General features: G+C 66.3%; 31 protein-coding genes. 24 read left to right on the top strand and 7 right to left on the bottom strand.

Translation table 11 applies throughout. The features are described from left to right. Window positions 1-2: 2 nt before the first annotated feature. From KF730_RS04360 to KF730_RS04345, 4 genes are all read left to right on the top strand, one after another. The gene (locus KF730_RS04360; protein ID WP_294092515.1) at window positions 3-1,706 is read left to right on the top strand and encodes a long-chain fatty acid--CoA ligase; all 1,704 of its coding nucleotides are present in this window, start codon (window positions 3-5) and stop codon (window positions 1,704-1,706) included. 96 nt (window positions 1,707-1,802) lie between these two features. Beyond that, entirely contained in the window at window positions 1,803-2,480 is a 678-nt protein-coding gene (locus KF730_RS04355; protein ID WP_294092514.1) for a methyltransferase domain-containing protein, read from the top strand. Window positions 2,481-2,559: 79 nt separating this feature from the next. Continuing rightward, window positions 2,560-3,093 carry a hypothetical protein gene (locus KF730_RS04350; RefSeq protein ID WP_294092513.1) on the top strand — a complete coding sequence of 178 codons (534 nt, stop codon included), beginning with the start codon at window positions 2,560-2,562 and terminating at the stop codon, window positions 3,091-3,093. Then, entirely contained in the window at window positions 3,090-3,689 is a 600-nt protein-coding gene (locus KF730_RS04345) for an OmpA family protein (RefSeq protein ID WP_294092511.1), read from the top strand. Before KF730_RS04350 ends, KF730_RS04345 begins: the two co-directional genes overlap by 4 nt. A 3-nt stretch (window positions 3,690-3,692) precedes the next feature. Here KF730_RS04345 and KF730_RS04340 read toward each other — a convergent pair whose 3' ends face one another. Continuing rightward, on the bottom strand, window positions 3,693-5,063 hold the full coding sequence (locus KF730_RS04340) for an NAD-dependent succinate-semialdehyde dehydrogenase (RefSeq protein WP_294092510.1): 1,371 nt from the start codon (window positions 5,061-5,063) through the stop codon (window positions 3,693-3,695). 87 nt (window positions 5,064-5,150) lie between these two features. Between KF730_RS04340 and KF730_RS04335 the strand changes: the two genes are divergently transcribed. The 14 genes from KF730_RS04335 (at window position 5,151) to KF730_RS04270 (ending at window position 15,125) form a co-directional block, all read left to right on the top strand. After that, on the top strand, window positions 5,151-5,396 hold the full coding sequence (locus KF730_RS04335; RefSeq protein WP_066797310.1) for an exodeoxyribonuclease VII small subunit: 246 nt from the start codon (window positions 5,151-5,153) through the stop codon (window positions 5,394-5,396). Between the two features lies 1 nt (window position 5,397). Beyond that, window positions 5,398-6,297, top strand: a complete 900-nt coding sequence (locus tag KF730_RS04330; RefSeq protein WP_294092506.1) for a polyprenyl synthetase family protein — start codon at window positions 5,398-5,400, stop codon at window positions 6,295-6,297. 352 nt (window positions 6,298-6,649) lie between these two features. Next, complete coding sequence (gene coaD, locus KF730_RS04325) at window positions 6,650-7,147, top strand: pantetheine-phosphate adenylyltransferase (protein WP_294095701.1); 498 nt, start codon at window positions 6,650-6,652, stop codon at window positions 7,145-7,147. 97 nt (window positions 7,148-7,244) lie between these two features. Further along, window positions 7,245-7,919 carry a peptidylprolyl isomerase gene (locus KF730_RS04320; RefSeq protein WP_294095696.1) on the top strand — a complete coding sequence of 225 codons (675 nt, stop codon included), beginning with the start codon at window positions 7,245-7,247 and terminating at the stop codon, window positions 7,917-7,919. A gap of 24 nt (window positions 7,920-7,943) precedes the next feature. Next, complete coding sequence (gene queA / locus KF730_RS04315) at window positions 7,944-8,969, top strand: tRNA preQ1(34) S-adenosylmethionine ribosyltransferase-isomerase QueA (protein WP_294092504.1); 1,026 nt, start codon at window positions 7,944-7,946, stop codon at window positions 8,967-8,969. Between the two features lie 10 nt (window positions 8,970-8,979). Further along, entirely contained in the window at window positions 8,980-9,501 is a 522-nt protein-coding gene (locus KF730_RS04310) for an EF-hand domain-containing protein (protein WP_294092503.1), read from the top strand. Window positions 9,502-9,535: 34 nt separating this feature from the next. Then, window positions 9,536-10,468, top strand: a complete 933-nt coding sequence (locus tag KF730_RS04305; RefSeq protein WP_294092502.1) for a cation diffusion facilitator family transporter — start codon at window positions 9,536-9,538, stop codon at window positions 10,466-10,468. Next, window positions 10,461-11,126: an HAD hydrolase-like protein gene (locus KF730_RS04300; protein ID WP_294092500.1), complete on the top strand. Its 666-nt coding sequence runs from the start codon at window positions 10,461-10,463 to the stop codon at window positions 11,124-11,126. The genes KF730_RS04305 and KF730_RS04300 overlap by 8 nt, the downstream gene beginning before the upstream one ends. A gap of 99 nt (window positions 11,127-11,225) precedes the next feature. Continuing rightward, window positions 11,226-11,606: a hypothetical protein gene (locus KF730_RS04295; RefSeq protein ID WP_294092498.1), complete on the top strand. Its 381-nt coding sequence runs from the start codon at window positions 11,226-11,228 to the stop codon at window positions 11,604-11,606. 124 nt (window positions 11,607-11,730) lie between these two features. Then, a complete protein-coding gene (tgt, locus tag KF730_RS04290; protein WP_294092497.1) occupies window positions 11,731-12,876 on the top strand; it encodes a tRNA guanosine(34) transglycosylase Tgt in 1,146 nt (381 codons plus the stop codon). Window positions 12,877-12,878: 2 nt separating this feature from the next. Beyond that, on the top strand, window positions 12,879-13,202 hold the full coding sequence (locus tag KF730_RS04285) for a hypothetical protein (RefSeq protein ID WP_294092495.1): 324 nt from the start codon (window positions 12,879-12,881) through the stop codon (window positions 13,200-13,202). A 15-nt stretch (window positions 13,203-13,217) separates the two neighbouring features. Continuing rightward, window positions 13,218-13,631: a hypothetical protein gene (locus KF730_RS04280; protein ID WP_294092494.1), complete on the top strand. Its 414-nt coding sequence runs from the start codon at window positions 13,218-13,220 to the stop codon at window positions 13,629-13,631. Window positions 13,632-13,769: 138 nt separating this feature from the next. After that, on the top strand, window positions 13,770-14,747 hold the full coding sequence (locus tag KF730_RS04275) for a cell wall hydrolase (protein ID WP_294092492.1): 978 nt from the start codon (window positions 13,770-13,772) through the stop codon (window positions 14,745-14,747). A 9-nt stretch (window positions 14,748-14,756) separates the two neighbouring features. Next, window positions 14,757-15,125, top strand: coding sequence for a hypothetical protein (locus KF730_RS04270; protein ID WP_294092491.1), 369 nt, complete (start codon window positions 14,757-14,759; stop codon window positions 15,123-15,125). Between the two features lie 60 nt (window positions 15,126-15,185). Here KF730_RS04270 and KF730_RS04265 read toward each other — a convergent pair whose 3' ends face one another. Continuing rightward, on the bottom strand, window positions 15,186-15,560 hold the full coding sequence (locus KF730_RS04265) for a hypothetical protein (RefSeq protein WP_294092490.1): 375 nt from the start codon (window positions 15,558-15,560) through the stop codon (window positions 15,186-15,188). Between the two features lie 261 nt (window positions 15,561-15,821). Here KF730_RS04265 and KF730_RS04260 point away from each other — a divergent pair, with 261 nt between their 5' ends. Genes KF730_RS04260 through KF730_RS04250 form a run of 3 tightly spaced genes read left to right on the top strand, consistent with a single transcriptional unit; the run spans window position 15,822 to window position 17,987 of the window. Further along, window positions 15,822-17,054 (top strand): acyltransferase family protein, encoded by a 1,233-nt coding sequence (locus tag KF730_RS04260; protein WP_294092489.1) that lies wholly within the window; start codon window positions 15,822-15,824, stop codon window positions 17,052-17,054. A gap of 5 nt (window positions 17,055-17,059) precedes the next feature. Next, the gene (locus KF730_RS04255) at window positions 17,060-17,692 is read left to right on the top strand and encodes a hypothetical protein (protein ID WP_294092488.1); all 633 of its coding nucleotides are present in this window, start codon (window positions 17,060-17,062) and stop codon (window positions 17,690-17,692) included. A 1-nt stretch (window position 17,693) separates the two neighbouring features. Beyond that, window positions 17,694-17,987, top strand: coding sequence for a transcriptional regulator (locus KF730_RS04250; protein ID WP_294092487.1), 294 nt, complete (start codon window positions 17,694-17,696; stop codon window positions 17,985-17,987). A gap of 10 nt (window positions 17,988-17,997) precedes the next feature. On the opposite strand, the gene recN is transcribed toward KF730_RS04250, so the two are convergent. Next, window positions 17,998-19,662, bottom strand: a complete 1,665-nt coding sequence (gene recN / locus KF730_RS04245; protein WP_294092485.1) for a DNA repair protein RecN — start codon at window positions 19,660-19,662, stop codon at window positions 17,998-18,000. Window positions 19,663-19,719: 57 nt separating this feature from the next. Continuing rightward, window positions 19,720-20,523, bottom strand: coding sequence for an outer membrane protein assembly factor BamD (locus KF730_RS04240; RefSeq protein ID WP_294092484.1), 804 nt, complete (start codon window positions 20,521-20,523; stop codon window positions 19,720-19,722). A 123-nt stretch (window positions 20,524-20,646) separates the two neighbouring features. Here KF730_RS04240 and KF730_RS04235 point away from each other — a divergent pair, with 123 nt between their 5' ends. Both KF730_RS04235 and KF730_RS04230 read left to right on the top strand, forming a co-directional pair. Beyond that, window positions 20,647-21,471 (top strand): class I mannose-6-phosphate isomerase, encoded by an 825-nt coding sequence (locus tag KF730_RS04235; protein WP_294092483.1) that lies wholly within the window; start codon window positions 20,647-20,649, stop codon window positions 21,469-21,471. 105 nt (window positions 21,472-21,576) lie between these two features. After that, window positions 21,577-22,119, top strand: a complete 543-nt coding sequence (locus KF730_RS04230; protein WP_294092482.1) for a glycine zipper 2TM domain-containing protein — start codon at window positions 21,577-21,579, stop codon at window positions 22,117-22,119. A gap of 218 nt (window positions 22,120-22,337) precedes the next feature. On the opposite strand, the gene KF730_RS04225 is transcribed toward KF730_RS04230, so the two are convergent. Continuing rightward, window positions 22,338-22,565 (bottom strand): hypothetical protein, encoded by a 228-nt coding sequence (locus KF730_RS04225; RefSeq protein WP_294092481.1) that lies wholly within the window; start codon window positions 22,563-22,565, stop codon window positions 22,338-22,340. Between the two features lie 45 nt (window positions 22,566-22,610). Next, a complete protein-coding gene (locus KF730_RS04220; RefSeq protein WP_294092479.1) occupies window positions 22,611-23,192 on the bottom strand; it encodes a heme-binding protein in 582 nt (193 codons plus the stop codon). A gap of 148 nt (window positions 23,193-23,340) precedes the next feature. Between KF730_RS04220 and KF730_RS04215 the strand changes: the two genes are divergently transcribed. Continuing rightward, complete coding sequence (locus KF730_RS04215) at window positions 23,341-24,075, top strand: hypothetical protein (RefSeq protein WP_294092478.1); 735 nt, start codon at window positions 23,341-23,343, stop codon at window positions 24,073-24,075. A gap of 85 nt (window positions 24,076-24,160) precedes the next feature. Here the strand turns inward: KF730_RS04215 and glnA are convergent, their stop codons facing one another. Next, the gene (gene glnA, locus KF730_RS04210) at window positions 24,161-25,573 is read right to left on the bottom strand and encodes a type I glutamate--ammonia ligase (RefSeq protein ID WP_294092476.1); all 1,413 of its coding nucleotides are present in this window, start codon (window positions 25,571-25,573) and stop codon (window positions 24,161-24,163) included. Window positions 25,574-25,598: the final 25 nt, after the last annotated feature.

The following is a 25,598-nucleotide window of genomic DNA, read 5'->3' as shown; positions in this document are numbered from 1 at the left end:
AAATGAGCGTATTTGAACATCTCGGGCCGGAAGATATCTGGCGCAGCGCGTTCCGCCATCCCGGCCGCTGGGACGATGTCTTCCCGCCGCTCTCGATGGTCGATCTGTTCGAGACCAGCGCCCGGGCGCACCCGGACGCGCACCTGCTCGATTTCCTCGGCCGCAAATACAGCTATGGCGAGACGCTCGACGGCGCCAACCGGGTCGCGTGCGGGCTGAAGGCTCTCGGCTATGGCAAGGGCGACCGGATCGGGCTCTTCCTTCCCAACGTCCCGCATTATGTCGCGGCCTATTACGGCATCCTCAAGCTCGGCGCGACGGTGGTCAATTTCTCGCCGCTCTACTCGGTCGAGGAACTGGCGGCGCAGGTCGAGGACAGCGGTACACGGCTGCTGTTCACGCTTTCGGCCAGCGCATTGCTGCCGACCGCGCTCAAGGTGCTCGAGCAAAGCAAGCTCGAACGGCTGGTGGTGGGATCGGTGGCAGGAGCGCTGCCCGGCGCGAAGTCACTGTTCTACCGGCTGTTCAAGGGCAAGGAAGTCACCCCGCGGCCCGTCGATGATCGTATCCAGGCCTTTTCGCAGCTCATCCACAATGACGGCGTGTGCGACACCCCGGCGATCGATCCCGAGGCCGATCTCGCGCTGATCCAATATACCGGCGGCACCACCGGCGTGCCCAAGGGCGCGATGCTCACCCATCAGAACCTGTCGGCCAATTGCCGCCAGGTCGCGCGGCTCGATCCGCACCTGGGCGAGAAGGCCGATACGATCCTCGGCATCCTCCCCTTCTTCCATGTCTTCGCCAACACCTGCGTGCTCAACCGCACCGTGCTGACAGGCGGCGAGATCGTGATGCTGCCGCGCTTCAACGCCAAGCAGGCGCTGGCGGCGCTGCGCCGCACCCAACCGCGCTCGCTGCCCGGCGTGCCGACCATGTACCAGGCTCTGCTCGACGCGCCGGGGATGAAGCCGAGCGACTTCAAGAGCCTGCAATATTGCATCTCGGGCGGCGCGCCCCTGCCGGCGGCGCTCAAGGCGCATTGGGAGGAAGTGACCGGTGCGCGGGTGATCGAGGGCTATGGGCTTTCGGAAAGCTCGGGCGTGGTCTCGACCAATCCCTATGAGGGCCTCAACAAGACCGGCACGATCGGCCAGCCGCTGATCGCCACCCGCGTCCGCCTCGTCGACAAGGAGGACCCGACCCGGCCACCGCCCGAGGGCGAGCCCGGCGAGATCGTCGTCTCGGGCCCGCAGATCATGCGTGGTTACTGGAACCGGCCCGATACCGACGCCGACACCTTCGTCGACGGGCATTGGCTGCGCACCGGCGATGTCGGGACGATCGACGAGGACGGGTTCATCCGCATCGTCGACCGGTTGAAGGACATGATCGCGGTCGGCGGTTTCAAGGTCTTCCCGAGCCAGATCGAGGCGGTGCTCTACAAGCATGAAGCGGTGAAGGAAGCGCTGGTGATCGGGCTGCCCGATTCCTATCATGGCGAGCTGCCGCATGCCTATGTGACGCTCAACGACGGCGCCGGGATCACTGGCGCGGAGCTGTGCAAATGGCTCAACCAGCAGCTCGGCAAGCATGAACGCGTCAAGGAAGTCGTGGTCCGCGAAAGCCTGCCCAAGACGATGATCGGGAAATTGAGCCGCAAGGATCTGCTGACGGAGATCGCTGGGGAACCGCGCCCCGCTTAACCCGATATCCACCTTGGCGATGCACACCGGCCTTGTTTCGACACCGAGGCCGACATGCCCCTTTCCCGATTGCGCGGACGCAGCCCCAGAGAAATCGTGCGCCTCTCGCTGGTCAACCTCCGGCACCGCTTTTCCCGTGCCGCGCGTGCGCGCCAGCGCGCCGATCAGGCCTTTGATCGCCGCTGGGGCACCGATACCAGCGGTGGGATCGCCGTGCGCGAGCTCGGCTTTCCAGAGGCGCTGGTGGACGAGTGCCGCCGCTACGACCCCAGCGACGAAGCGATGTTACGGGACCCGGTCGCGATGCTAGACATCGATCCGGCGCAGTTCGACTTTGTCGATTATGGCGCGGGGAAAGGGCGAATGGTGATGCTGGCGGCCGAAATGGGTTTCCGCACCGTCACGGGAGTCGAACTATCGGAGCGCCTCTGCGAGACTGCCCGGAAGAACTTCGAGCGCTTCGCATCGCGGAATCCCGGCCTGCCGCATGCCCGGCTGTTCGAAGGCGATGCCGCTTCGTTCGTGCCCGACGGCCCCGCGATCCTCGCTTATCTCTACAATCCCTTTGGCGCGAACGTCATGACCGCGGTGCGAACGCGTCTCGAAGAGGCGTTGCGTGCAGGAACCAGGCAAGTGGTGGTCATCTACGCCAATGCCGAGCATGGCTCGCTGTTCGCCGAGGCGCCGGGCTGGCGGTGTGCCCCGAACCCACGCGGCGTATCGAGCTTCGTCGCCGAGGCGGCAGATTTCTCCCGACACCCGCCTGCCACCTAGCGCGCGACGGCGCGACCGTTTCGGCGCGGGAACCATTCCCTGCCCGATTCATTTTTTCCGAATCTGGTGGGAGAGAAGCGTGCCGAAACTTTTTGCCGCATCGATTTTGTTCGTCGGCCTGCTGGCGGGCTGCTCGGGAAGTCAGACCACGGAGAACAGCGTCACCACGACCACGACGGCGACCGCCAATGGCGTCGTGCGCGAGGAAGTCGCTGCCACGCCCGCGCCGGTCGCTGCTCCTGCCCCGGTCGCAATCCAGACCCAGCCGGGACCGAAGGGGTCGCAGGTTTCGCTCAACAAGGTCGCGGTGACCGGCGACATAATGACGGTGGCGCTGACCTATACCGGCGCCGATTGCTGCAGCTATGCCAAGGTCGAGGAGGTCAGCGCGATCGACGACGCCACGTCGCAGCGCATCGGCGTGCTCAAGGACAATGCCGGCAAGTGGATGGCGGCGCCGCTCAACAATGACGGCAAGGAGATACGCGTCGATACCGCCCGCGGCCCGGCACAGGTCTGGTTCAAATTCCCCGCTCCGCCAGCGGCCAGCAAGACGGTGTCGATCACCATTCCCGAAGTCGCCCCGTTCGATGCGGTGCTGGTGACGCGGTGAGGCGCGCGTCCGGCATCGCTGCCGCGCTCGCGCTCGCCGCATGCAATGCGGCTCCCAGCCAGGACCCGGTTTCGGCGCCGGCGGTGAACCAGGCCGAGCCGCGGCCGGCGCCCGCCGCACCGCAGGGAACGACCGGCAACGCCATCGGCCAGACCAGCGCTCTTACCGGCGCCACCAGTCCGCTGACGGGCGCGGTCACCGATTTCCGCGTGACCGTGACCGACACGGCAACGGTGGTCGAGCTCGCCACCGATACGCTGTTCGATTTCGACAAGGCCGATCTGACGCCGGCGGCGGAGCCCAATCTCGCGCGCACCGCCGAGCTGATCCGCAAGGGCAAGCAAGGCACGATCGCGATCACCGGCCATACCGACGCCAAGGGGGACGATTCCTATAACCAGAAGCTCTCCGAGCGCCGTGCCGAGGCGGTGGCGGCATGGCTGCGCAAGCAGGACAGTCTGAAGGGCTGGACCTTCACCACCACGGGCAAAGGCGAGACCGCGCCGATCGCGCCCAATACCCAGTCCGACGGCAGCGATGATCCCCAGGGCCGGGCGAAGAACCGCCGCGTCGAGGTGACGATTCCCAAGGGCTGACCCTCAGGGCTTGGCGAACATCACCGCCTTGAGGTTCATGAATTCGTGCATCCCCCATGGCCCCAGCTCGCGGCCATGGCCCGACAGTTTGACACCACCGAACGGCGCGGCGGGGGTGGAGGCGAGCAGCGAATTGACCGCGGTCATGCCGGATTCGATGTCGCGAGCGAAGCGCTCGATCTCGGAATCGTCCTGCGTCCAGACTGACGAGCCGAGGCCGTAGGGCACGTCGTTGGCGAGCGCGATCGCCTCGTCGATATCCTTGACCTTGTAGACCGCCGCCACCGGACCGAAGATTTCCTCCTTGGCGACGTCGCTTTCGGGATCGATATCGGTCAGCACGCCGGGCGTCATCCACGCGCCTTCGCGCTCGATCTTCTCGCCGCCGAACAGCAAGGTGGCGCCTTCGGACTGGGCGCGGGCGACCTGCTCCAGCACGGTATCGCGCTGCTGGACGCTGGAGAGCGGGCCCATGGCATTGGCCTTGTCCATCGGGTCGCCGACCCGCACCGCCTTCATGCCGGCGGTGAAGCGCTCCATGAAGGCATCGTAGACGTCTGCATGGACGATCATCCGCTTCGAGCAGATGCAGCTCTGCCCGGCATTCTGGATGCGCCCGGTCACCGCGGTCTTCGCCGCGGCGTCGAGATCGGCGGAGGGCATGACGATCAACGGGTCCGAACCGCCCAGTTCGAGCACCACCTTCTTGAGCGCGCGCCCCGCCGCCTGCGCCACCTTGGCGCCGGCGCCTTCGCTGCCTGTCAGCGTCACGGCGACCACACGCTTGTCGGCGATGATGCCCGACACATGATCGGACTTGATCGGCAGATTCTGGAAGACGCCATCGGGGGCGCCCGCGGCATTCGCCAGTTGCTGGATCAAGGCCGCGCAGCCCTGAACGCTGGAGGCGTGCTTCAGAAGCCCGACATTCCCGGCCATGATCGTCGGCGCCATGAAGCGCACCACCTGCCAATAGGGGAAGTTCCAGGGCATCACCGCCAGCACCGGACCCATCGGCAGCCAGCGGGCATCGGCGTGCCCGCCGCCCGGGGTCGCCACCGTGGTGGGCTCCAGATAGCACGGGCCATGCTCGGCATAGTGGCGAAAGCCGAGGATGCATTTCTCGACCTCGGCGATGGCCCCGCCAATCGGCTTGCCCATTTCCCGGACCGCCATCTCCGCGAGATGCTGCTTGTTGGCCTCCCACTGGTCGGCAATCGCGTTGAGCAACGCTATTCGCTGCTCGACCGCCGAGTTGCGCCACGCCCTGAACGCCGCCGAGGCGCGGACCAGCGCCTGCTCGATCCCGTCCTGATCCAGCTCCTCATAGGTGCCGACGGTTTCGCCGGTCGCGGGATTGATGCTGGTGAACATGGGGAAGCCTTTCATCTGATCGTGTGCCCAACATGTGGCGCGCATCCCCGGTTGCAATCCCCCGCCGCCCTGCCGCATAGCGGCGGCATGGCAGAAGAAGCGGACATCGCGGCACTTTCATTCGAGGAAGCGCTCAAGGAACTCGAGCGGATCGTTGGCCGCCTCGAAAGCGGCGAGGCGCAGCTGCAGGAAGCGATCGACCTGTACGAGCGCGGCGACCGGCTGCGCAGCCAGTGCGCGGCGCGGCTCGATGCGGCGCAGGCGCGGATCGAGGCGATCCGCACCGATAGCGAAGGCCGGGCGGCCGGCACCACCCCCTTCGCCGCGAACTGACGTGGCGGGAGCCAGCCTCGCACTCCAGACCGCGCTTCGGGAGGTCTCCGCCGAGATCGACCGCCAGTTCGACCAGCTACTCGCGATCCCGGGCGACCCGCGCGAAAATCTCTATCGGGCGATGCGCCACGCCGCGATCGGCGGCGGCAAGCGGCTGCGCCCGCTGCTGGTGTTCGCCACCGCGCGCCTGTTTGGCGTCGACAAGGCCTGCGCCGCGCGCGTCGCCACCGCGCTCGAATGCATTCATGTCTATTCGCTGATCCATGACGACCTGCCGGCGATGGACGATGACGATGTCCGCCGCGGGAAGCCCACCGTGCACCGCGAATTCGACGAGGCGACCGCGATCCTGGCCGGCGATTGCCTGCACGCGCTGGCGTTCGAGATCCTCGCCGACGAGGCGACGCACCCCGATCCCTTCGTGCGCATCGAGCTGGTCGGCTGTCTCGCCCACAATGCCGGGCCGGCGGGCATGGCCGGCGGGCAGATGATGGACCTGGAGGCCGAGAAAGCCAGCTTCGACCTGCCGACCGTCACGCGCCTGCAAGCGATGAAGACCGGCGCGCTGATCGCCTGTGCGGTGGAAAGCGGCGCGATCCTCGCCCGGCTGTCGCCCGAGGGCCGCACCGGCCTGCGCGGCTATGCCCGCGACATGGGCCTCGCCTTCCAGATCGCCGACGATCTCCTCGATGCCGAGGGCGACGAGGCACTGGCCGGCAAGAAGCTGCGCAAGGATGGCGAAGCGGGCAAGGAAACCTTCCTCAGCCTGCTCGGCGCCGAACGGGCGCGGGCACAGGCCACGCTACTCGTCGATCAGGCGATCGAACATCTGAAATCCTATGGCCCGGAAGCCGATCTGCTGCGCGACATCGCGCGGTATACGCTGGAGCGGGATCGGTGATCCGGGCGGCTGGTGCGCTTGGGCTCATGCTATTCGCGATAGCGTGCAGTGATGCCCCGTCTGCGGCAACCATAACGCAATTGCTTCGCGAACAGGCCGCTTTCCCCGGCTGCGGCGGTGCAGAACCACACTTTATTTCCCGCGACGAGGGCGGCGGCTGGCAAGGCGGCGCTATCAATGTCGAGGTGAAGCTTTCTGCAACATGCAAGGACAGCTGGACGAAGGCCTTGAGCCGCGCTTGCACCGCGCGCCCTTTCGGTTTCCAATGCCGGGACGCAAAAGCGGCGAATGGAAGCGACATCGAAATGCACGCCACTACAGCAACTATACGCATCTGGTCGCTAACATGACCATCCGCACCGGCGTCTATCCCGGCACCTTCGATCCGATCACGCTCGGCCATATGGATATCATCCGTCGCGGCGCGAAGCTGGTCGACCGGCTGGTGATCGGGGTCACGACCAATCCTTCGAAGAACCCGATGTTCACGGTCGAGGAGCGGATGGCGATGGTCACCCGCGAGACCACCGACATTCCCGGCATCGAGGTGGTCAGCTTCGATTCGCTGCTGATGGATTTCGCCGAACGCTGCGGCGCCGGCGTGATCGTCCGCGGCCTGCGCGCCGTCGCCGATTTCGAATATGAGTATCAGATGGCGGGGATGAACCAGCAGCTCAACAGCCGGATCGAGACGGTCTTCCTGATGGCCGATGTCTCGCTTCAGCCGATCGCCAGCCGGCTGGTCAAGGAGATCGCGCTCTACGGGGGCGATATCCGCAAGTTCGTGCCCACACGGGTCCAGCGCGAAGTCGCCGCGCGCGTCGAGGCGATTGGCCGCAAGGGAAGCTGACTCCGCTTCCCGAGACGCGCGGATTGCTCTAGACGTGCGCCCGAAAACTTTCCGATCGAGTGGGGATGTGATGCGTTTCTTGGGAATCCTGGTTGGCTTGGCCGCGACGTTGTGTGCCACGCCGGCGCTGGCGCAAGGTGGGAAGGCGAAGCCTGAGGTCATGCCATTCACCGGAGTCGCCACCGATGCGACCTCCGAAAAGCAGCTGCCCGTGGTCGTCCCCGCCGACCCCGAGAATACCTGGGTGCTCGATCTCTCCTCGGGCGGCCGCGTGCTGATCCGCCTGCGCCCCGATGCCGCGCCCAAGATGGTCGAGCAGGTCAAGACGCTGACCCGCAAGCACTTCTATGACGGCGTCCCGTTCCATCGCGTGATCGATGGCGAGGAGAACATGGCGCAGGGCGGCGATCCGACCGGAACCGGTACCGGCAATTCGGACCTGCCCAACGTGCCCGCCGAGTTCAACTCGCTGCCGCACGTCCGTGGCGCGGTGTCCGCCGCGCGGACCCAGGACCCGAACAGCGCCAACAGCCAGTTCTTCATCATGTTCGGACCCAAGCTGGGCTTCGATCATAATTACACCGTGTTCGGTCGCGTCGCCGGCGGGATGGAGTGGGTCGACAAGATCGAGCGCGGCGAGCCGCCCGCGAACCCGACCAGGATCGTCCATGCCTATATCCTGGCCGACAATCCGCCCGAATATACGAACCTGCCGGCCGCCGCGCCCAAGGCGCTGCCCGCGGGCGAGGAGCGCGTGAAGCTGGTTCCCTGAACCGCCTGACGGGCGGATGATGCGATGAACGTCGACCTTTTCGATTTCGAACTGCCGGCAGAACGGATCGCGCTGCGGCCCGCCTCCCCGCGCGATTCGGCGCGAATGCTGGTGGTCGAACAGGGTATGATGCGCGACGCGCTGGTCAGCGATCTACCGTCAGCACTTCGCCACGGCGATTGCCTGGTGTTCAACGACACCCGGGTGATCCCGGCACAGCTTGAGGGGCTGCGTGGCAGCGCGCGGGTCGGCGCGACGCTCCACAAACGCGAAGGCCCACGCCGCTGGCGCGCATTCATCCGTGGCGCCAAGAAGCTCCGCGAGGACGACACCATTGATTTCGGCGAGGATGTCACCGCCACTGCATCGGATCGCGGCGAGGATGGCAGCTTCGCACTCGATTTCGCCGGCGACGAACCGGTCGAGGTGTTGCTCCACCGCTGCGGCCGCATGCCGCTGCCGCCCTATATCGCCTCGAAGCGCCCGACCGACGCACGCGACACTCACGATTATCAGACGATGTTCGCGAGCGAGCCCGGCGCGGTGGCCGCGCCGACCGCGGCGCTGCACTTCACACCCGGTCTCATCTCCGCGCTGGAAAGCGCTGGAATCGAGCATGCCACCCTGACGCTCCACGTCGGCGCGGGCACCTTCCTGCCGGTCAAGGCCGACGACACCGACGAGCACAGGATGCACGCCGAATGGGGCCGCATCGATCAGGCGACCGCAGATCGGCTCAACGCGGTGCGCGCCAAGGGCGGCCGGGTGATCGCGGTCGGCACCACCAGCCTGCGCCTGATCGAGAGCGCGACGGGCGAGGACCAAATGATCCGCGCCTTTGAAGGCGACACCGCGATCTTCATCACCCCCGGCTATCGCTTCAAGGGCGTGGACGGGCTGATCACCAATTTCCATCTGCCGCGCTCGACCCTGTTCATGCTGGTGTCAGCGCTGATGGGGCTTGATACGATGCAGGCCGCCTATGCGCATGCGATCGCGCATGCCTACCGCTTCTACAGCTATGGCGATGCCTCGCTGCTGTTGCCCTGAAAGGATTTTGATGCGCCCGTTCCTCCTGCCGCTTGCGCTGCTCGCCGCGACACCCGCGCTGGCCCAGAACCGCGTCGGCATTCCGATGGGCGAGAAGGACACGAGCCGCCCGATCGGCCAGAGTACGGTCACGCAACCGGCGGCGACGGTGATCGTCGAGCCCGTCGCGATGATGATCGCCGCGTTCGACAGCGACGGCGATGCCCGCGTCACCCGCGCCGAATTCGATGCCGGGCTGCGCCGCAGCTTCGACAGCATGAACCCGCGTGACGGCGCGCTCAGCTATATCGGCTTCTCCGACTGGTCCGAGCGCTGGCTGGGCGATCGCAACACCCTCCCCAGTCCGTTCGAGACCGACGCCGATGGCGACAACAAGATCACCTTCGCCGAGCTGGCCGCGCGCTTCGACCTGCTGTTCAAGCGCTTCGACGCCGACAAGGACGGTGTGCTGAGCCGCCGCGAGCTGGTCACGATCCGCCCGCAAATGCCGCCGCCCAACTATCGCGGCGACGGAAAACGCCGCAAGCGCTAGTATCTCATGCCCGGCCAAGGCTAAGACCTGGCAAATGGCCGCACATCACGACCACGACCACAAGCATGCCGGGCACCACCACGCCCCCGCCGATTTCGGCCGCGCCTTCGCGATCGGGACCGTGCTCAACCTCGCCTTCGTGGCGGTGGAGGGCGCGGCGGGCGTGTGGACCAATTCGGTCGCGCTGCTCGCCGATGCCGGGCACAATCTCTCCGACGTGCTCGGACTGCTCATCGCCTGGGGCGGTGCCGAGCTGGCCAAGCGCCCTGCTTCCGCGCGCTTCACCTATGGCCTGCGTGGCTCCTCGATCCTCGCGGCGCTGACCAACGCGGTGCTGCTGCTGGTCGCGGTCGGCGCGATCCTGCTCGAGACGATCCAGCGCTTCTCCGAGCCCGCCACGGTGCCGGGCGGCACGGTGATGCTCGTCGCCGGCGCCGGCATCGTCGTGAACCTTTCGACCGCCCTGATGTTCGCAAGCGGGCGCAAGGGCGACATCAATATCCGCGGTGCCTATCTCCACATGGCGGCGGACGCGGCGGTGTCGGCCGGCGTGATGATCGGCGGGGCGCTGATCCTGTTCACCGGCGCGGCGTGGATCGATCCGGTGATCAGCCTGATCATCGTCGGCGTGATCCTGTGGAGCACCTGGGGTCTGTTCACCGAGTCGCTGACGATGGTGCTGCAGGCGGTGCCGGCGAACATCGATCCGGTGGCGGTCGAGCGCGCCCTCGCCGCCTTGCCGGGCGTGACCCGGGTTCATGATCTCCATATCTGGCCGATGAGCACCACCGAGGCGGCACTCACCGCGCATCTCGTCATGCCGCAAGGGCATCCCGGCGACGCCTTCCTGACAGACCTGCAACACCGGCTGGCGCACGATCACGGCATCGACCACACCACGGTGCAGATCGAGCTGGGCGACGGAGCCGAATGCCGCATGCATGGAAAGGGACACGCGCATGACTGACGCGTCACCCCTCCCCACAGAGGCTCCGGTCCGGCTGGTGATCTTCGATTTCGACGGCACGCTTTCGGACAGCGGAGACTGGTTCATCTCGGTCGCCGATCATCTCGCCGGCATCTTCAATTTTCGCCGGGTGAGCGGCGGCGAGATCAAGATGCTGCGGAGCAAGAGCTCGCGCGAAGTGATAAAATACCTCCAGATTGCACGCTGGAAGCTGCCTTTCATCGCCTGGTATGTCCGCCGGCTGGTTGGCCGCAATGTCGGACAGATCGAACTGTTTCCGGGCATGCCTGATCTGCTGCAGAAGATCAGCGCGATGGGCGTGCAGATCGCGTTGGTGACGAGCAATTCCGAAGACAATGCCCGGCGGATTCTGGGGCCGGAGAATGCCGCGCTGATCTCCTTTTACGCCGGTGGCTCGTCGCTGTTCGGCAAGGCACCGAAATTCCGCCGCGTGCTCAAGCGGCTCGGCGTTCCGGCACAAGAGACGCTGGCGATCGGTGACGAGACCCGCGATGTGGATTCGGCGCGCGAGGTGGGCATGCGTGCGGGTTCGGTGCTGTGGGGCTATGCGGCGGAAGAGGCTTTGGTCAAAACCAGGCCCGACGCGCTGTTTCGCGTGCCACAGGATATTCTGGAGTATGTGGCGAAGCATCGCTGAGCCCAGCGTTGGTGCCGATGGGCGGATGCGGGTTCGGGGGACAAGTTGAAAGAGGGCCTTCAGCGCGGTTGCTTGGCGCTTCTCGGGATCGGCGTCTTCGTGACCATCGGCTTCGCGCTGGAAGGCATGATCGGGCTGCCGATCGATACGACATACCGCATCGCCTGCGCGGGCATGTGCCTCTTCCTCGTTTTCAAGATCGGATCGGACTATCCTGGCGAGCTATGGCCGAAGGTCGCCCTTGGGCTCGCGCTCCTTGTCAATTTGGCCCTGTTCTTCACTCCGCTACTTGCCCGGCCGGCATCGCGCGGAGAGCTGATGATATTCCTCCTCCCAGACGCCGTCATCCTGCTCGCCGCGCGTACCTTCTCCTATCGCGCTACGGACGCGCACCAACGCGCCGTGCACCAGCAACTGATCGTCGGCCTGGTTGTGGCGACTGCGGTCTGCGCCGCGCTTTTCGCCCTCATGCTCATATAGCCGAGCAATCAGCCGAGATGCACTGCCAGCCATACCATCACGCGGTGCTCTGCGGTGTACCCCTCCACCGCTTCCGGGGGAGGATTGTGTTGGCATCCGAAGCGCAACGCGCCATTGCGCGATCATGTCCAACACCCCGCCACGTTTCGAGTTCACCATCTCCGCCACCGACGGCAAGGCGCGTACCGGCACGATCGCGATGCAACGCGGCGAGATCCGCACGCCGGCCTTCATGCCGGTCGGCACCGCCGCAACCGTCAAGGCGGTCAAGCCGCAGGACGTGCGCGCGAGCGGCGCCGATATCCTGCTCGGCAACACCTATCACCTGATGCTGCGCCCCGGCGCCGAGCGCGTCGCGCGGCTGGGTGGGTTGCACCACTTCATGGGCTGGGATCGCCCGATCCTGACCGATAGCGGCGGCTATCAGGTGATGAGCCTGTCCGAGCTGACCAAGCGCAGCGAGGAAGGCATCGTCTTCAAGTCACACCTCGACGGCACGCGGCACATGCTCAGCCCCGAACGGTCGATGGAGATCCAGCGGCTGCTCGGCTCTAACATCGTCATGGCGTTCGACGAGCTGGTGCCAACCACCTCGACCCGGGAGGTCCAGGCTGCGGCGATGGAGCGCTCGATGCGCTGGGCGAAACGTTCTCGTGAAGGCTTCGACAGCGGTGGAGAGCATGCCGCGAACAACGCGATCTTCGGCATCCAGCAGGGCGCGCTCGACGAAGGCTTGCGCAAATGGTCCGCCGACGCGCTGCTCGATATCGGCTTCGACGGCTATGCGGTGGGCGGGCTCGCGGTCGGCGAAGGCCAGGAAGCGATGTTCGGCGTGCTCGATTACGCACCCGGCCAGCTCGATCCCGCCAAGCCACGATACCTGATGGGTGTCGGCAAGCCCGACGATATCGTCGGCGCCGTCGAGCGCGGAATAGACATGTTCGATTGCGTGCTGCCGACGCGCAGCGGCCGCACAGGCCAGGCCTTCACGCGCACCGGCCCGATCAACATCCGCAACGCCAAGTTCGCCGAGGATCAGGGACCGCTCGATCCCGAATGCCCATGCCCCAGTTGCACCGGGTTCAGCCGGGCGTATATCCACCACCTCGTCCGCGCCGGCGAGATATTGGGCGCGATGCTGATGACCGAGCACAACCTCACTTTCTATCAGCACCTCATGAGTGACCTCCGCGCGGCAATCGCCGAGGGAACTCTTGGTGCGTTCGCTAATTCATTCCGCATGCGTTACGCTACCCAAAAGGGAGGATAGCCATGCTGAGCCTGCTTCGCCTGCTGACCGCCGTGATCGGCGCCGCCACCGTCTATTATGTGCTCAACGGCACGATGAAGGACGAGATGTTCCGTATCCCCGATCTGATCGCGGGCGGGGCGATGGTGCTCGCCGCGCTGGTGCCGGGGCATAATGCCGCGAGCGCGATGACCACCGCCAGCGCGCTTGCGCTCGGCGTGTTCCTGGTCGCGCTGATGGCCTATGTCGGCCCGGGCAAGCCGGTCGATCTCAAGCTGATCGCCGCGATGGCGGTGAACCTTGCGACGATCCTGCTGCTCCACCCTCGCGGGCACGGTCATCATTAAGGACTGCGCCGGCCGATGGTTTCGCTCGCTCCCGATTATCTCTCCGCCCTGGCCGCGCAGATCGGCGGCCTCAGCGCATTCCTGGGCGGTTTCGCCGCGACGTTTCTCGCGCTGTTCCTGACGCTCGGCAAGGAATCGCGCGCCGCTTCGGTGGCGGTTGTCGCCTCGGCGCTCGCCGCCACCGCATTCGTGCTTTGCGTCATCGCGACCACGTCGCTGACCGCCGCGCTCCATCCGCATGCGCCCAAGGGCGCCATCTCCATGGCCGAGACCGCGCGTATCGCGATGAGCCTCACCTTCCTTACCGGCATGGTCGCGCTGCTGATCAGCATCGGCGCCAGCGGCTGGGTCCGCTCGCGCAGGATAGGCTGGACGACGACCTGCTTCGCGGCGGTAGCCCTGGTCTTCGCGCCGATGCTGCTCAAATAAATTACCTTAACCATCAAGTGTTTCGCTGCGGGACGCAGCCAAAATCGCGGGCGAAACCGTTAGGGTTTTGGCCTATATTCCGCGCTCGGCCGCGTGGGGTTTTGGGCTTTGTTCTGGCGTCGCTTTACGAAAATGCAGGTGCGGGGGATCGCGGCGGCGGCGTTCGTGTCGCTGATCGGCGCCGGATTCTCGGCACAGGCGCTTGGCCCGAACCTCCCCAAGCCCGCCGCCACCGCCGCGCCCACCGGCTATGAGGCGGAGGACCATTTCCCCGGCGCCGCCTATTACACCGCGGTCGACGACGATCAGGCGCCCGCCGACGGCGCGGCCCCTGGCGCGACTGGCACCGCCGAGCTGCCGGACATGCCGGTGCCCGAAAATGCCGTGGTCGATGAATCGATCCAGCCCGCCTCGCCCTTCAGGCTGGCCGGCACCGGCCTCGACAAGTCGCGCGCGCTGCAATGCCTGACCACCGCCATCTATTACGAAGCCGCGCGCGAGCCCGATGCCGGCCAGCGCGCGGTGGCGCAGGTCGTGCTAAACCGCGTCCGCCATCCAGCCTTCCCGTCGACGGTGTGCGGCGTGGTGTTCCAGGGTTCGGAAAAGCGCGGCTGCCAGTTCAGCTTCGCCTGTGACGGCGCGATGACCCGCGGGGCGCCCGCGCGCGATGCCTGGCTGCGCGCCGCCCGCGTCGCCGCCGATGCGCTGAACGGCAGCGTCTTCGCTCCCGTCGGCATGGCGACGCATTATCACACCTATGCCGTCACGCCGTCCTGGAACCGCAGCCTGGTGATGACCGGGGTCTTCGGCGCCCATTTCTTCCATCGCTGGAAGGGCTATTGGGGCACCGCCGCCGCATTCCGCTCGGTCTATGGCGGGCATGAGCCTTCGCCGGGGCCGCATCCGAGCGCCGACGCCCCGGTCAATGCTCCCGCGCCTGCCGCTATCGCCCGCACGCCGATGGCGGTGCCCACGCCGATCCAGGTCCAGCCCGCCTATGCACGGAGCGGCACGCCGCTCCCCGCCGCCACGGCAACGGCCACCGCCGCGCGCGAGGAGGAGCCGCAGTCGCAGATCCTCGACAAGTGGAAGGACAGCGGCAAACCTTTGCGCTAACGTGCAGCCATGCGCACGCTCCTGATCGCCGCCCTGCTGGCTCCGCTCCCTGCCGCCGCGCAGGATTTCCACTGCCGCAACACCGAGGCCGAGATACGCTGTGTCAGCAACAGCTGCGCGGTCGAGACCGAGAGCTTCACGCCGATGGAACTGACGCGGCGCGGCAACCGCCTGTCGATCTGTTCCTACTCCGCATGCTGGGAAGGGCCGATCCTGCTCCAGCGGACGCGCGGCGGCGTGATGTTCCTGTCCGCCGATGTGAAGAGCAACGCCCCGGCCGAGCCCAACCGCGCGCCGCTGGCGGTGATGTACGATCTTGAGGGCACCGCGCAGATTCGCTGGCTGGGCTTCTCCAACGCGATGACCTGCAAGTCCTGACAAACGAAACGGGCCCCGCCTTGCGGCGGAGCCCGTGCCTGCCCGGAATGGCAGCTTGTCTTACCAGCGGCGGCCGCGATGATCGCGATCGTGCTTCTGGATGCGGATGCTGCGCTCAAGCGCGTCGAAGCGGCGATCCAGATCGAGTCGCTCGGCGACCGTCAGGCCGGGGCGCGAGGCGCGATAGCGGGCCTCGAGACGCGCAATGTCGCGGAACTGCGCACGGAGACGCATCGCTTCGCCGCGCGTGAGCGCCCCCGAACGGATGCCCTGGTTGATGCGGGCTTCGATGCGGTTCTGGCGAGCGTTGATGTTCTGCCATGCGCCGCCCTGGAAACCATAGCCGGGCTGCGGCACCGGCGCGGCAATCGCGGTGGCGGGGATGGCGGCGGCGGAGATGCCGAGGCCGGCGATCATCAGCGTGAACTTCTTCATGGTCGTTCTCCTCTGGTATTTCCCGGCCGCCGGTATTGGGGGGTAGCGGCCTGTGAGGAGATATATGGAAGCGCCCTGTCGTCAGAATGTGCCGGCGGCCGCACTTTTGTGTCACCGATTGTCGCAATCCCGAAAGCTTCGTTCAGATTCGGAAAGCCAAGCCCGCCATCTCGACGCGCGCGGATTCAGTTTGAAATGTAAACTAGTCTGTGTATGTGGCGTTTCCGCGTGTGATGCGCACCTGAGCAAAGGGGATTTCAAATGACGAGCATCGGGACCGGCGCCGGCACGGGCGCCAACGCCGGCGGCCGCCTGCATGCGCTGGACGCCGTGCGCGCCGGCGCGCTGCTGCTGGGCGTGGCGTTTCACGCGGCGATGAGCTTCCTGCCCGGCCCGCAAATCTGGGTGGTGCGCGACACGCCGAGCGACGCGCTGGGCATCTTCTTCTTCGTCGCGCACATCTTCCGCATGGCGACCTTCTTCCTGATCGCCGGCTATTTCGGGCGGATGCTGCTCCAGCGTCGCGGCACCGCCGGGTTCATCCGCAACCGGCTCAGCCGGATCACGCTGCCGCTGCTCGCCTTCTGGTTCCCCATGTTCGCCGCGATCATCGCCTGCTTCATCTGGGGCGTGGCGGCGATGAATGGCGGCACCCTGCCTGCCAACGGCCCGCCCCCGCCGCCACTGACCCTGGCGACCTTCCCGCTGACCCATTTGTGGTTCCTGTATCTGCTGACGCTCTTCTACGTAGCGGCGCTGGTTGTGCGCGGTGTAGTCCGCCTGATCGATCGCGGCGAATGGTTGCGCGGCGGCATTCTCGACCGGGCGATGCGCGCAATCACCGCGACGCCCGCCGCGGCGCCGTTGCTCGCCGCCCCGCTCGCACTGGCGTTCGCGCTGCAGCTGAACTGGTTCGCGCGCGGCGGCATCCCCACCGCCGACACCGGCTTCGTGCCTCATCTGACGACCTGGATCGGCCTGGGCTCCGCATTCGGCTTCGGCTGGCTGCTCCAGCGCCAGCCGGCATTGCTCGGGGCGATCGCGCGCTGGTGGGCGATCAACCTGATCGCCGCCGCAGCGCTCACCGTCGCGTGCCTGTGGCTGCTCGCCGACAGCAACGGCTTCGTGCCCTTTCCCGAAGGCGGCACCAAGACCGCGATCGCCGTTTGCTACGCGATCGCGGTGTGGAGCTGGACGCTGGGCGTAACCGGCGCCGCGCTCAGCTTCCTCACCCGCGAGCGCGCGGCGATCCGCTATATCGCCGATGCGTCCTACTGGATCTATATCGTGCATCTGCCGGTGGTGATGGCGCTGCAGGTGCTGGTCTTTGCCCTGCCCCTCCCCGCTTTGGCCAAATGGGGACTGGTGACGGGCGGCGCTTTCCTTATCCTCATCGCCAGCTATCACCTGCTCGTGCGGCACAGCTGGCTCGGGCGCTGGCTCAACGGCCGCAAACTGCCTTGGCGCAAGCCGGTTCCGGGGATGGAGGTATAGACGGCATGAGCGACCCGATAACGGAAAGCGCGCGCGATGACCTCGCCTTCGTCCGCGCGCTGGTGAGCGAAGGTGGCCAGGTCCAGCTCTCGCTCGGTCAGGCACTGTTCGTAGCCGGGCTTTGCTATGGCATCCAGTGCCTGATCCAGACGATCCTCGCGACGGGCATCGAGGCACCTGTCGCCGTCCACCTCACCGTCGGCATCCTGCCAACCCTGATCTTCATCGCGGAGATGATCCGCATCACGATCCGCGACAAGGGCCAGAGCAAGCACAGCGTCGGCACCCGCGCGATCAACGCCGCATTCGGCGGCGGCGGCCTGGCGGCGCTGACCACGGCCTTGATCTTCGGCTGGCTCGCCTGGCGCACCCACAGCATGGCGACGTGGCTGCTGCATCCGATCATGATCTGCGTGGTGCAGGGTACCGTCTGGTACATCGCCTTCGCGGTGCGCCGGCAGGGCTGGTTCGGGCTGGTCTCGGGCGGGTGGTTCGTCACCTCGCTGGCGCTGGCGTGGATCCTCGGCCTCGGCGATCCGGACCTGTTCGTGCCGTTTCTCGCGATTCTCACGGTGGCGCTGCTGGGGCTGATGGCGTTGCCCGGCTGGATATTGTGGCGGGGCGCGGCGCGCGGCTGACATGGGCGGCTTCGATATCGGGCAGATTGACGACGTCATCCACGGCCGCATGCGGCTGGGGATCATGGCCTATCTCGCCGACGCCGAAGCAGCCGATTTCAACGAGCTCAAGGCGTTGCTCGATGCCACCCAGGGCAATCTCTCGGTCCATCTCCGCAAGCTGGAAGAGGCCGGATATATCACCATCGAAAAGAGCTTCCTCGGCCGCAAGCCACTGACGCGTGCCCGGATCACGACCAAGGGGCGCGCGGCGTTCAAGACCTATCTGGAGGCGCTCGGCAAGCTGATCGGCTAGAGCCCGGGCCCTAGGCCGGCTCGATCAGCCGCTCGGCCTGGGCGCGCGCCTCGTCGGTGATCTCGGCGCCCGATAGCATCCGGGCGATCTCCTCGCGGCGCTGGGCGTCGTCGAGCGGGGTGACGCCGGTGCGGGTGACAATGCCGTCGTGCGACTTGGCGATCAGCAGATGGCGGGCGCCCCGCGCCGCGACCTGCGGACTGTGTGTCACCACCAGCACCTGCGCGGTCCCCGCCAGCCGTGCCAGCCGGTCGCCGATGGCGCTCGCCACCGCCCCGCCGACGCCGCGATCGATCTCGTCGAAGATCAGCGTGCTCGCCCCACCCTCTTCGGCCAGCGCCACCTTGAGCGCGAGGATGAAGCGCGACAGTTCACCGCCCGACGCGATCTTGATCAGCGGCGCGAACGGCGCACCGGGGTTGGTCGAGACGAGGAACTCGACCCGGTCCATCCCCGATGCCGACCATTGCGACTCCTCGAGCGGCTCGACCGAGGTGCGGAACCGCGCCGCGTCCAGCTTGAGCGGCCTGAGCTCGCTCTCGACGGCGAGATCGAGCCGCGACGCCGCCTCGGTTCGCGCCACCGAAAGCGTGCGCGCGGCCTCGCGATAGGCGCGGTGGGTTTCCTCGACCGCCAGTTCCATCGCCGCGATCCCCGCGCCACCGCTCTCGACGCGCTCGAGCTTGGCGGAAAGCTCGGTCAGCAGGCCGGCAAGATCGTCGGGCTGGACGCGGTGCTTGCGCGCCACCCCGCGCAGCTCGAACAGCCGCGTCTCGTCCGCCTCCAGCGCGGCGGGATCGAATGCCAGCGCCTCGGCGGCGGCATCGACCTTGTCCTGCGTCTCGGCGGCATGGTTGATGGCGCTGTCGAGCGCGGCCAGCGCTTCGCCGAGCAACGGGTGATCCTCGCCGATGCGATCGAGGATTCGCGCGGCCTGGCGCAATTTGGTCAGGCCGCCGTCCGAGCCTTCGAGCAGATCCGCGATCGATTGCAGTTCGCCCGCGATCTTCTCACCGCGCTGCATCGTCGCCCGGCGCTCGGCGAGAGTCTCTTCCTCGCCCGGCTCGGGCGCGAGCGCGCGCAATTCGGCGACGGCATGCTCGAGCCACTCGCGGTCGCGCTCGGCGACATCCTGCTCGGCGCGCGCCGCGGCCAGCGCCGCCTCCGCGTCGCGCCACGCCTTGTGCGCGCCCGCCACCGGCGCGGCGTCCAATCGTCCGAAGGCGTCGAGCAGCGCGCGGTGCCCGCGCGGATTGAGCAGTCCGCGATCGTCATGCTGGCCGTGGATCTCGACCAGATGCGGCGCCAGCTCGCGCAACAGCCCGGCCGAGGCCGGCTGATCGTTGAGGAACGCCCGGCTGCCGCCATCGGACTTGACGATACGCCGCACGATCAACGGCTCGCCCGGCTCCAGCTCAAGCCCGTTCTCCGCGAACAGGCCGGCGACTTCCCCATCGGCGGGCGGGGTCTCGAAGGTCGCGGTCACCACCGCCTGTCCCGCGCCCTGGCGGACCAGACCGGTCTCGCCGCGCGCGCCCAGCGCCAGCCCCAGCGCATCGAGCAGGATCGATTTGCCCGCCCCGGTCTCGCCGGTGAGCACGCCGAGCCCCTCGCCGAACTCCAGGTCCAGCGCCTCGATCAAAACCACATCGCGGATGGAAAGCGCCGTCAGCATCGGCGCCTCTAATACAGGAACAAGTCAGGAACGGAAGTGGCGGGCACCACTATCCGCTCAGCTCGCCGGAACGGCCTTGGCGAGCTTGTCCTGATTGTCCTGGATCAGCTTGTAGGCGCGCTGATACCAGTCGGTGCCGGGATAGTTGTTGCCGAGCACGGCGGCCGACTTCTTGGCCTCCATCGGCACGCCCAGCGCCAGATAGGTTTCGGTCAGCCGCAGCAGCGCCTCGGGCACGTGCGTCGTGGTCTCGTAATTGTCGACCACGGCGCGGAAGCGCAGCGACGCCGCCAGCCACAGCCCGCGCGATTCGTAGAAGCGCCCGATCTCCATTTCCTTGCCGGCGAGGTGATCGCGGACCAGATCGATCTTGAGCCGCGCGTCCGAAGCGTATTTCGAGGTCGGATAGCGCCGCGTCAGCTCGCCCAGCGAATCGAGCGCCTGCTGCGTGATCTTCTGATCGCGCGTCACGTCGCTGATCTGCTCGTAATAGCTCACGCCGATCAGATAATAGGCATAGGGCGCGTCGCGGTTGCCCGGATGCACCGCCAGGAAACGCTGCGCCGAGGAGATCGCCTCGGGATAATCCTTGTTCAGATAATAGCTGAACGCGCCCATCAGCTGCGCGCGGCGCGCCCAGATCGAATAGGGATGCTGGCGCTCGACCTCGTCGAACAGCGCCGCGGCCAGCTTGTACTGGTGCTGGTCGAGCTTTTCCTTGCCGGTGCTGTACAGCGTGCCGACGTCGCGCGCGACATACGGAAGGTCAGCCTTGGCACCCTTCTTGGCGCACCCGGCGACCGAAAAAGCGAGCACGGGAACGATGGCGAGCGCAAGGGCGCGACGAAATGGTGTACGCATGGGTTGGCGTCTTAGCGCGGTCGCATGGCTTCAAACAATCCTTTTCGCGGCGGGATTGGGGCGGGAGCGCTTGGGCGCTATGCGCGTTGGCCAAGAATAGCAGATTCACGCAAAGGATTCCCAGTGACCGCAACGCTGCTCGCCACCCACCGCGTCGAAAAGCCGTGGGGCCGCCACACCTTGTGGCCGGGCTTCGAGAACCCCGCGCCCGAAGGCGATCCGGTCGGCGAGATCTGGTTCCAGACGCCGGGCGACAGCACCCCCGACCTGCTGATCAAATATCTGTTCACCAGTGAGAAATTGTCGGTGCAGGTCCATCCGAACGACGAGCAGGCGCATGCCGTAGGCTTGCCGCGCGGCAAGGACGAATGCTGGGTTATCCTCGCCGCCGAACCCGATTCGACGATCGCGCTGGGCACCAGATTCCCCACCGACCGCGAGACGCTGCGCGAGGCCGCGCTCGACGGATCGATCGAGGACCTGCTCGACTGGAAGCCGGTGAAGGCCGGAGATTTCTTTTATTCGGCATCGGGGACGATCCACGCGATCGGCGCGGGAATCACCTTGGTCGAGGTCCAGCAGAACAGCGAGACCACCTATCGGCTCTACGACTATGGCCGCCCGCGCGAACTGCATCTCGATCAGGGCATCGCCGTCGCCGAGCCGGTGCCCTTCGTCCCACATCCGATGCCGGGCGATGTCGGCAACGGGCGCGACATCCTCGTCGAGGGTCCCAAATTCGTTCTCGAGCGCTGGCAGGCCGGCAGCCGCGAGGTGGCGATGCCCGAGGGCATCACCGGCTGGCTGGTCGCGCTCACCGGCGGCGGCACGATCGGCGGCACGGCGTTCCGCGCGGGTCAGTGCCTGACTGTCACTGGCGAAGCCAGGCTGGAAGCGGACGAAGGCAGCGACCTGCTCTTCGCGTATCCCGGCGACACCCGGATCTGACGCCTGTCCCTGCGATGAACCGGGAGTAGTTTCGGGTTCACGCAACCTCGTCCCGCTTCGATACGTTGGACATACACCTGAAACGGAAACGACAGGAGAAAATCCATGCGTATCATCCTTGCCGCGGCCGTTGCCGCCGCCACCCTTCCGGCTGTGCCGGCGATGGCCCAGAGCTATAATCATAACGAGCGGGCGGCCCGCGCCGATTGCGCCCGTGACCTTCGCAACGCGGACAGCCGCCGCGAATATCGCCGCGAGGCCATGGACTGCCGCCGCGATATCGCCCAGGCGCGTCACGATGACCGCCGCGCGTGGCAGCGCGATTGGCGCACCTATCGCAACTACAACTATAACCGCCTGCCGCGCGGCGAGACCCGCTATTGGGCCGACGATTATTATCGCGACGGCCGCTATTATCAGGAACGCCGCCTGACGCGGAACGACCGCATCTATCGCGGCCGCGACGGCCGCTATTATTGCCGCCGCAGCGACGGCACCACCGGCCTGATCGTGGGCGGTGTCGCGGGTGGACTGTTCGGTAACGCGATCGCGGGCGGCGGCAACGCCACTCTCGGCACGCTGCTCGGTGCCGCGGTCGGCGCGACGCTTGGCGCTTCGGTGGACCGTAACAACATCCGCTGCCGCTAACGCGCTCAGCCACGCAGGCGAGAGAAAGGCCCCGGCGGGAAACCGCCGGGGCCTTTTGCTTGCCCGAGGGCCAACCAGTGAGACCGCCAAACTTGCCTGGTCGTCATCCTGAACGCGTCTCAGGGTCCAACACACCATGCGCAAGACGAAGCTTGTTGGGCAATGGATGCCGAGCCAAGGTCAGCATGACGTCGCTGGATCAGATCCAGCGTGGCGCGTCAGATGAAGCCACCCGTCAGGAACAGGCGCAGGCCGCTGACGATGCACACCAGCAGGTTGAGGTTACGGCCCGAGGTCCGGCCCGAGACCGCGCCCAGCGCCGCGCCAATGATCGCGATCGGAAGCGCGATCCAGTTGAGCAACGGTACGAACGGGATCGGTATGATGCCGACCAGCGCTATCAGGAACGCGATGATGCCGACGAGGATCGAAAGGATATTGAGCATGCGAAGACTATAGGGCTTCCATAGTGTATTAGCAATATAGCACAGCTATGCCGCGAGCGGGATCAGTACTTCGCTGCGGCGCAGGCGCGCCGGGGTCAGCGGCGAATTGTAAAAGGCGTGCTCGACCGGCCCGGCGGCGCGCAGGCCCTGCGCCTTCATCCAGCGGCGCAATTCGGCCTCATGGCTGCCTAGGATGTGATCGCTATTGTCACCCGAGAAGCGCATCGCCGCGATCCGGCGCGGCGGCAGCGCGCGAAGCGCCACGCCTTCCTCGGGCTCCAGACCCTCGGGGCGGATGCGGTCGGGCATCACCAGCCGGGTGCGCCAGCCACGGCCATCCTCATCGCCGTCGGCGAGCACCGGGATCGTCAGCCGCGACCCGCCGCCCCGCCCGAACAGATATTCGGCAAGCCGGCCAAGACCGCGTGCGACCGCGGATTCGCGCATCCCCTCGATCACCGTCTCGGCGACCCACAGCTTGGGATAGTCACGAACGCTGAAGGCACCCTCGCGTGAGATGGTGCGGAACGCGGCGGCCTGCTCACCTCGCGACAGCAGCAGATAGCCGACGCCGGTCGCCACCGCGGCGGCCACGCCGCCACCGATCATCTTCGCGCTAAAAGCCATGGAATCCCCCTTCGAATTCGATTGCGGTCAACGCACTCGATCCGTCCGGGTTCCGAATGGTTAACGCAAAACGCGGGGTTCCGCCAGCCCTGCCAAACGCTTCCTTAACCTTCCCAAGGCATGACGGCTCTGCCCAAAGGAGCGTTGAATGGCCTTTCGCCGAGCTTTCCGTCTGTCGATCCTCCTGCCGCTTGCGCTGACGGGATGCGGCGGCTCGAACGGCCTCAACGGCCTTGAGGAAGTCAGCGGCAACGCCGCCGATCCGGCACTGGCGAGCGCGCTGCAGGATCAGATCATGGTCGATCCCCAGCTCGGCCGTCAGGCCAATGGCGATGCGATCCGCCCGCCGGGCCAGCCTTACTCGGGCGGCGTGCCCGATGAGGGCGTCGCCACCAACACCGATCAGCCGGACATGAGCGGCCTGATGAAAGCCCCCGCGCCCACGCCCGCCGACAAGAATTGCACGCAGTGCGCCGCCGGCCGCGAGAGCGTCACGCTCGGCGGCATCGCCGCGCGCCAGCGCGACGCCCGCACCAGCCAGTGCGCGTCGTCGATGACCTACAGCGCCGGCTGGGCGAACCGCCTGCCGCGCGATCTTCCGCTGTTCCCGCAAGCACGCGTCACCGAAGCGGCGGGCAGCGAGGCGGGCACATGCCAGCTCCGCGCGGTCAGCTTCTCCTCGGCCCAGCCGATGCAGGCGATGCTCGACTGGTATTACACCCGCGCGATCAAATCGGGCTATACGTCCGAGCATCAGGTGGATGGAGAGCAGCACATCCTCGGCGGCACCCGCGAGCGCGACGGCGGCGCCTATGTGCTGTTCATGACCGCGCGCAGCGACGGCGGCACCGACATCGACATGGTCGCGAACAACGGAAGCTGAGCGCTTCTCGGCTTTCACGAATGCCGGATTGAAAAAGGGCGCCCGGGTTTCCCCGGACGCCCTTTTCATCGTCTGATCTCGAAAATCAGGCCGAATAGTACATGTCATACTCAACCGGCGACGGGGTCATTTCCCAACGCGCGACATCCGCGCGCTTGATCTCGACATAGGCCGCGATCTGGTCGCGGGTGAACACGTCGCCCTTGAGCAGATAGTCCTGATCGGCCTCGAGGCTGTCGAGCGCTTCGCAGAGCGACGCGCACACGGTCGGCACCTGCTCAAGCTCGGCCGGCGGCAGATCATAGAGGTTCTTGTCCATCGGATCGCCCGGGTGGATCTTGTTCTGGATGCCGTCGAGCCCGGCCATCAGGATCGCCGCGTAGCAGAGATACGGATTGGCGAGCGCGTCCGGGAAGCGGAACTCGACGCGCTTGGCCTTGCTGCCGGCGCCGTAAGGGATGCGACACGAAGCCGAGCGGTTGCGGCTCGAATAGGCGAGCAGCACCGGCGCTTCATAGCCCGGAACCAGCCGCTTGTAGCTGTTGGTCGAGGGATTGGTGAAGGCGTTCAGCGACTTGGCGTGCTTGATCACGCCGCCGATGAAATAGAGGCACATGTCGCTCAGGCCCGCATAGCCATTGCCGGCGAACAGCGGATTGCCCTTGTCCCAGATCGAAATGTGGGTGTGCATGCCCGATCCGTTATCGTCCTTGATCGGCTTGGGCATGAAGGTAGCGGTCTTGCCATAGGCATGCGCCACCTGATGGACGACGTACTTGTAGATCTGCATGCGGTCGGCGGTCTGCACCAGCGTGCCGAAGGTCAGGCCGAGCTCGTGCTGCGCGGCGGCGACCTCGTGGTGATGCTTGTCGCAGGGCAGGCCCATCTCCAGCATGGTCGAGACCATCTCGCCGCGGATATCGACGGCGCTGTCGACCGGGGCGACCGGGAAATAGCCGCCCTTGGCGCGCGGGCGATGGCCCATATTGCCGCCGTCATATTCGCGGCCCGAATTGCCCGGCAGCTCGATATCGTCGATCGCGTAATAGCTGGTCGAATAGCTGTTCTCGAAGCGGACATCATCGAACATGAAGAATTCGGCTTCGGGGCCGACATAGACGGTGTCGCCGATGCCGAGCGTCTTCAGATAGGCTTCGGAACGCTTGGCGGTCGAACGCGGGTCGCGCGAATAGAGCTCGCCGGTCGAAGGCTCGACCACGTCGCAGACCAGGATCAGCATCGGGGTCGCCGAGAAGGGGTCGATCCACACCGCGTCGAGATCGGGCTTGAGGATCATGTCGCTCTCGTTGATCGCCTTCCAGCCCTCGATCGAGGAGCCGTCGAACATCAGCCCGTCGGTCAGCTCGTCGTCGCCCACTACCGAGGCGACCATGGTCAGGTGCTGCCACTTGCCCTTGGGATCGGTAAACCGCAGATCGATCCACTCGATCTCGTTGTCCTTGACCATCTTCAGAACGTCGCTGGCCGAATTCGCCATGTTGAAAAACCCTTTCGCTCTCGCT

The sequence above is a fragment of the Sphingomonas sp. genome (assembly GCF_019635515.1).
GTDB lineage: Bacteria > Pseudomonadota > Alphaproteobacteria > Sphingomonadales > Sphingomonadaceae > Sphingomonas.
Note: the sequence above shows the minus strand (reverse complement) of the source record. Positions and strands in the feature narration are given on the sequence as shown.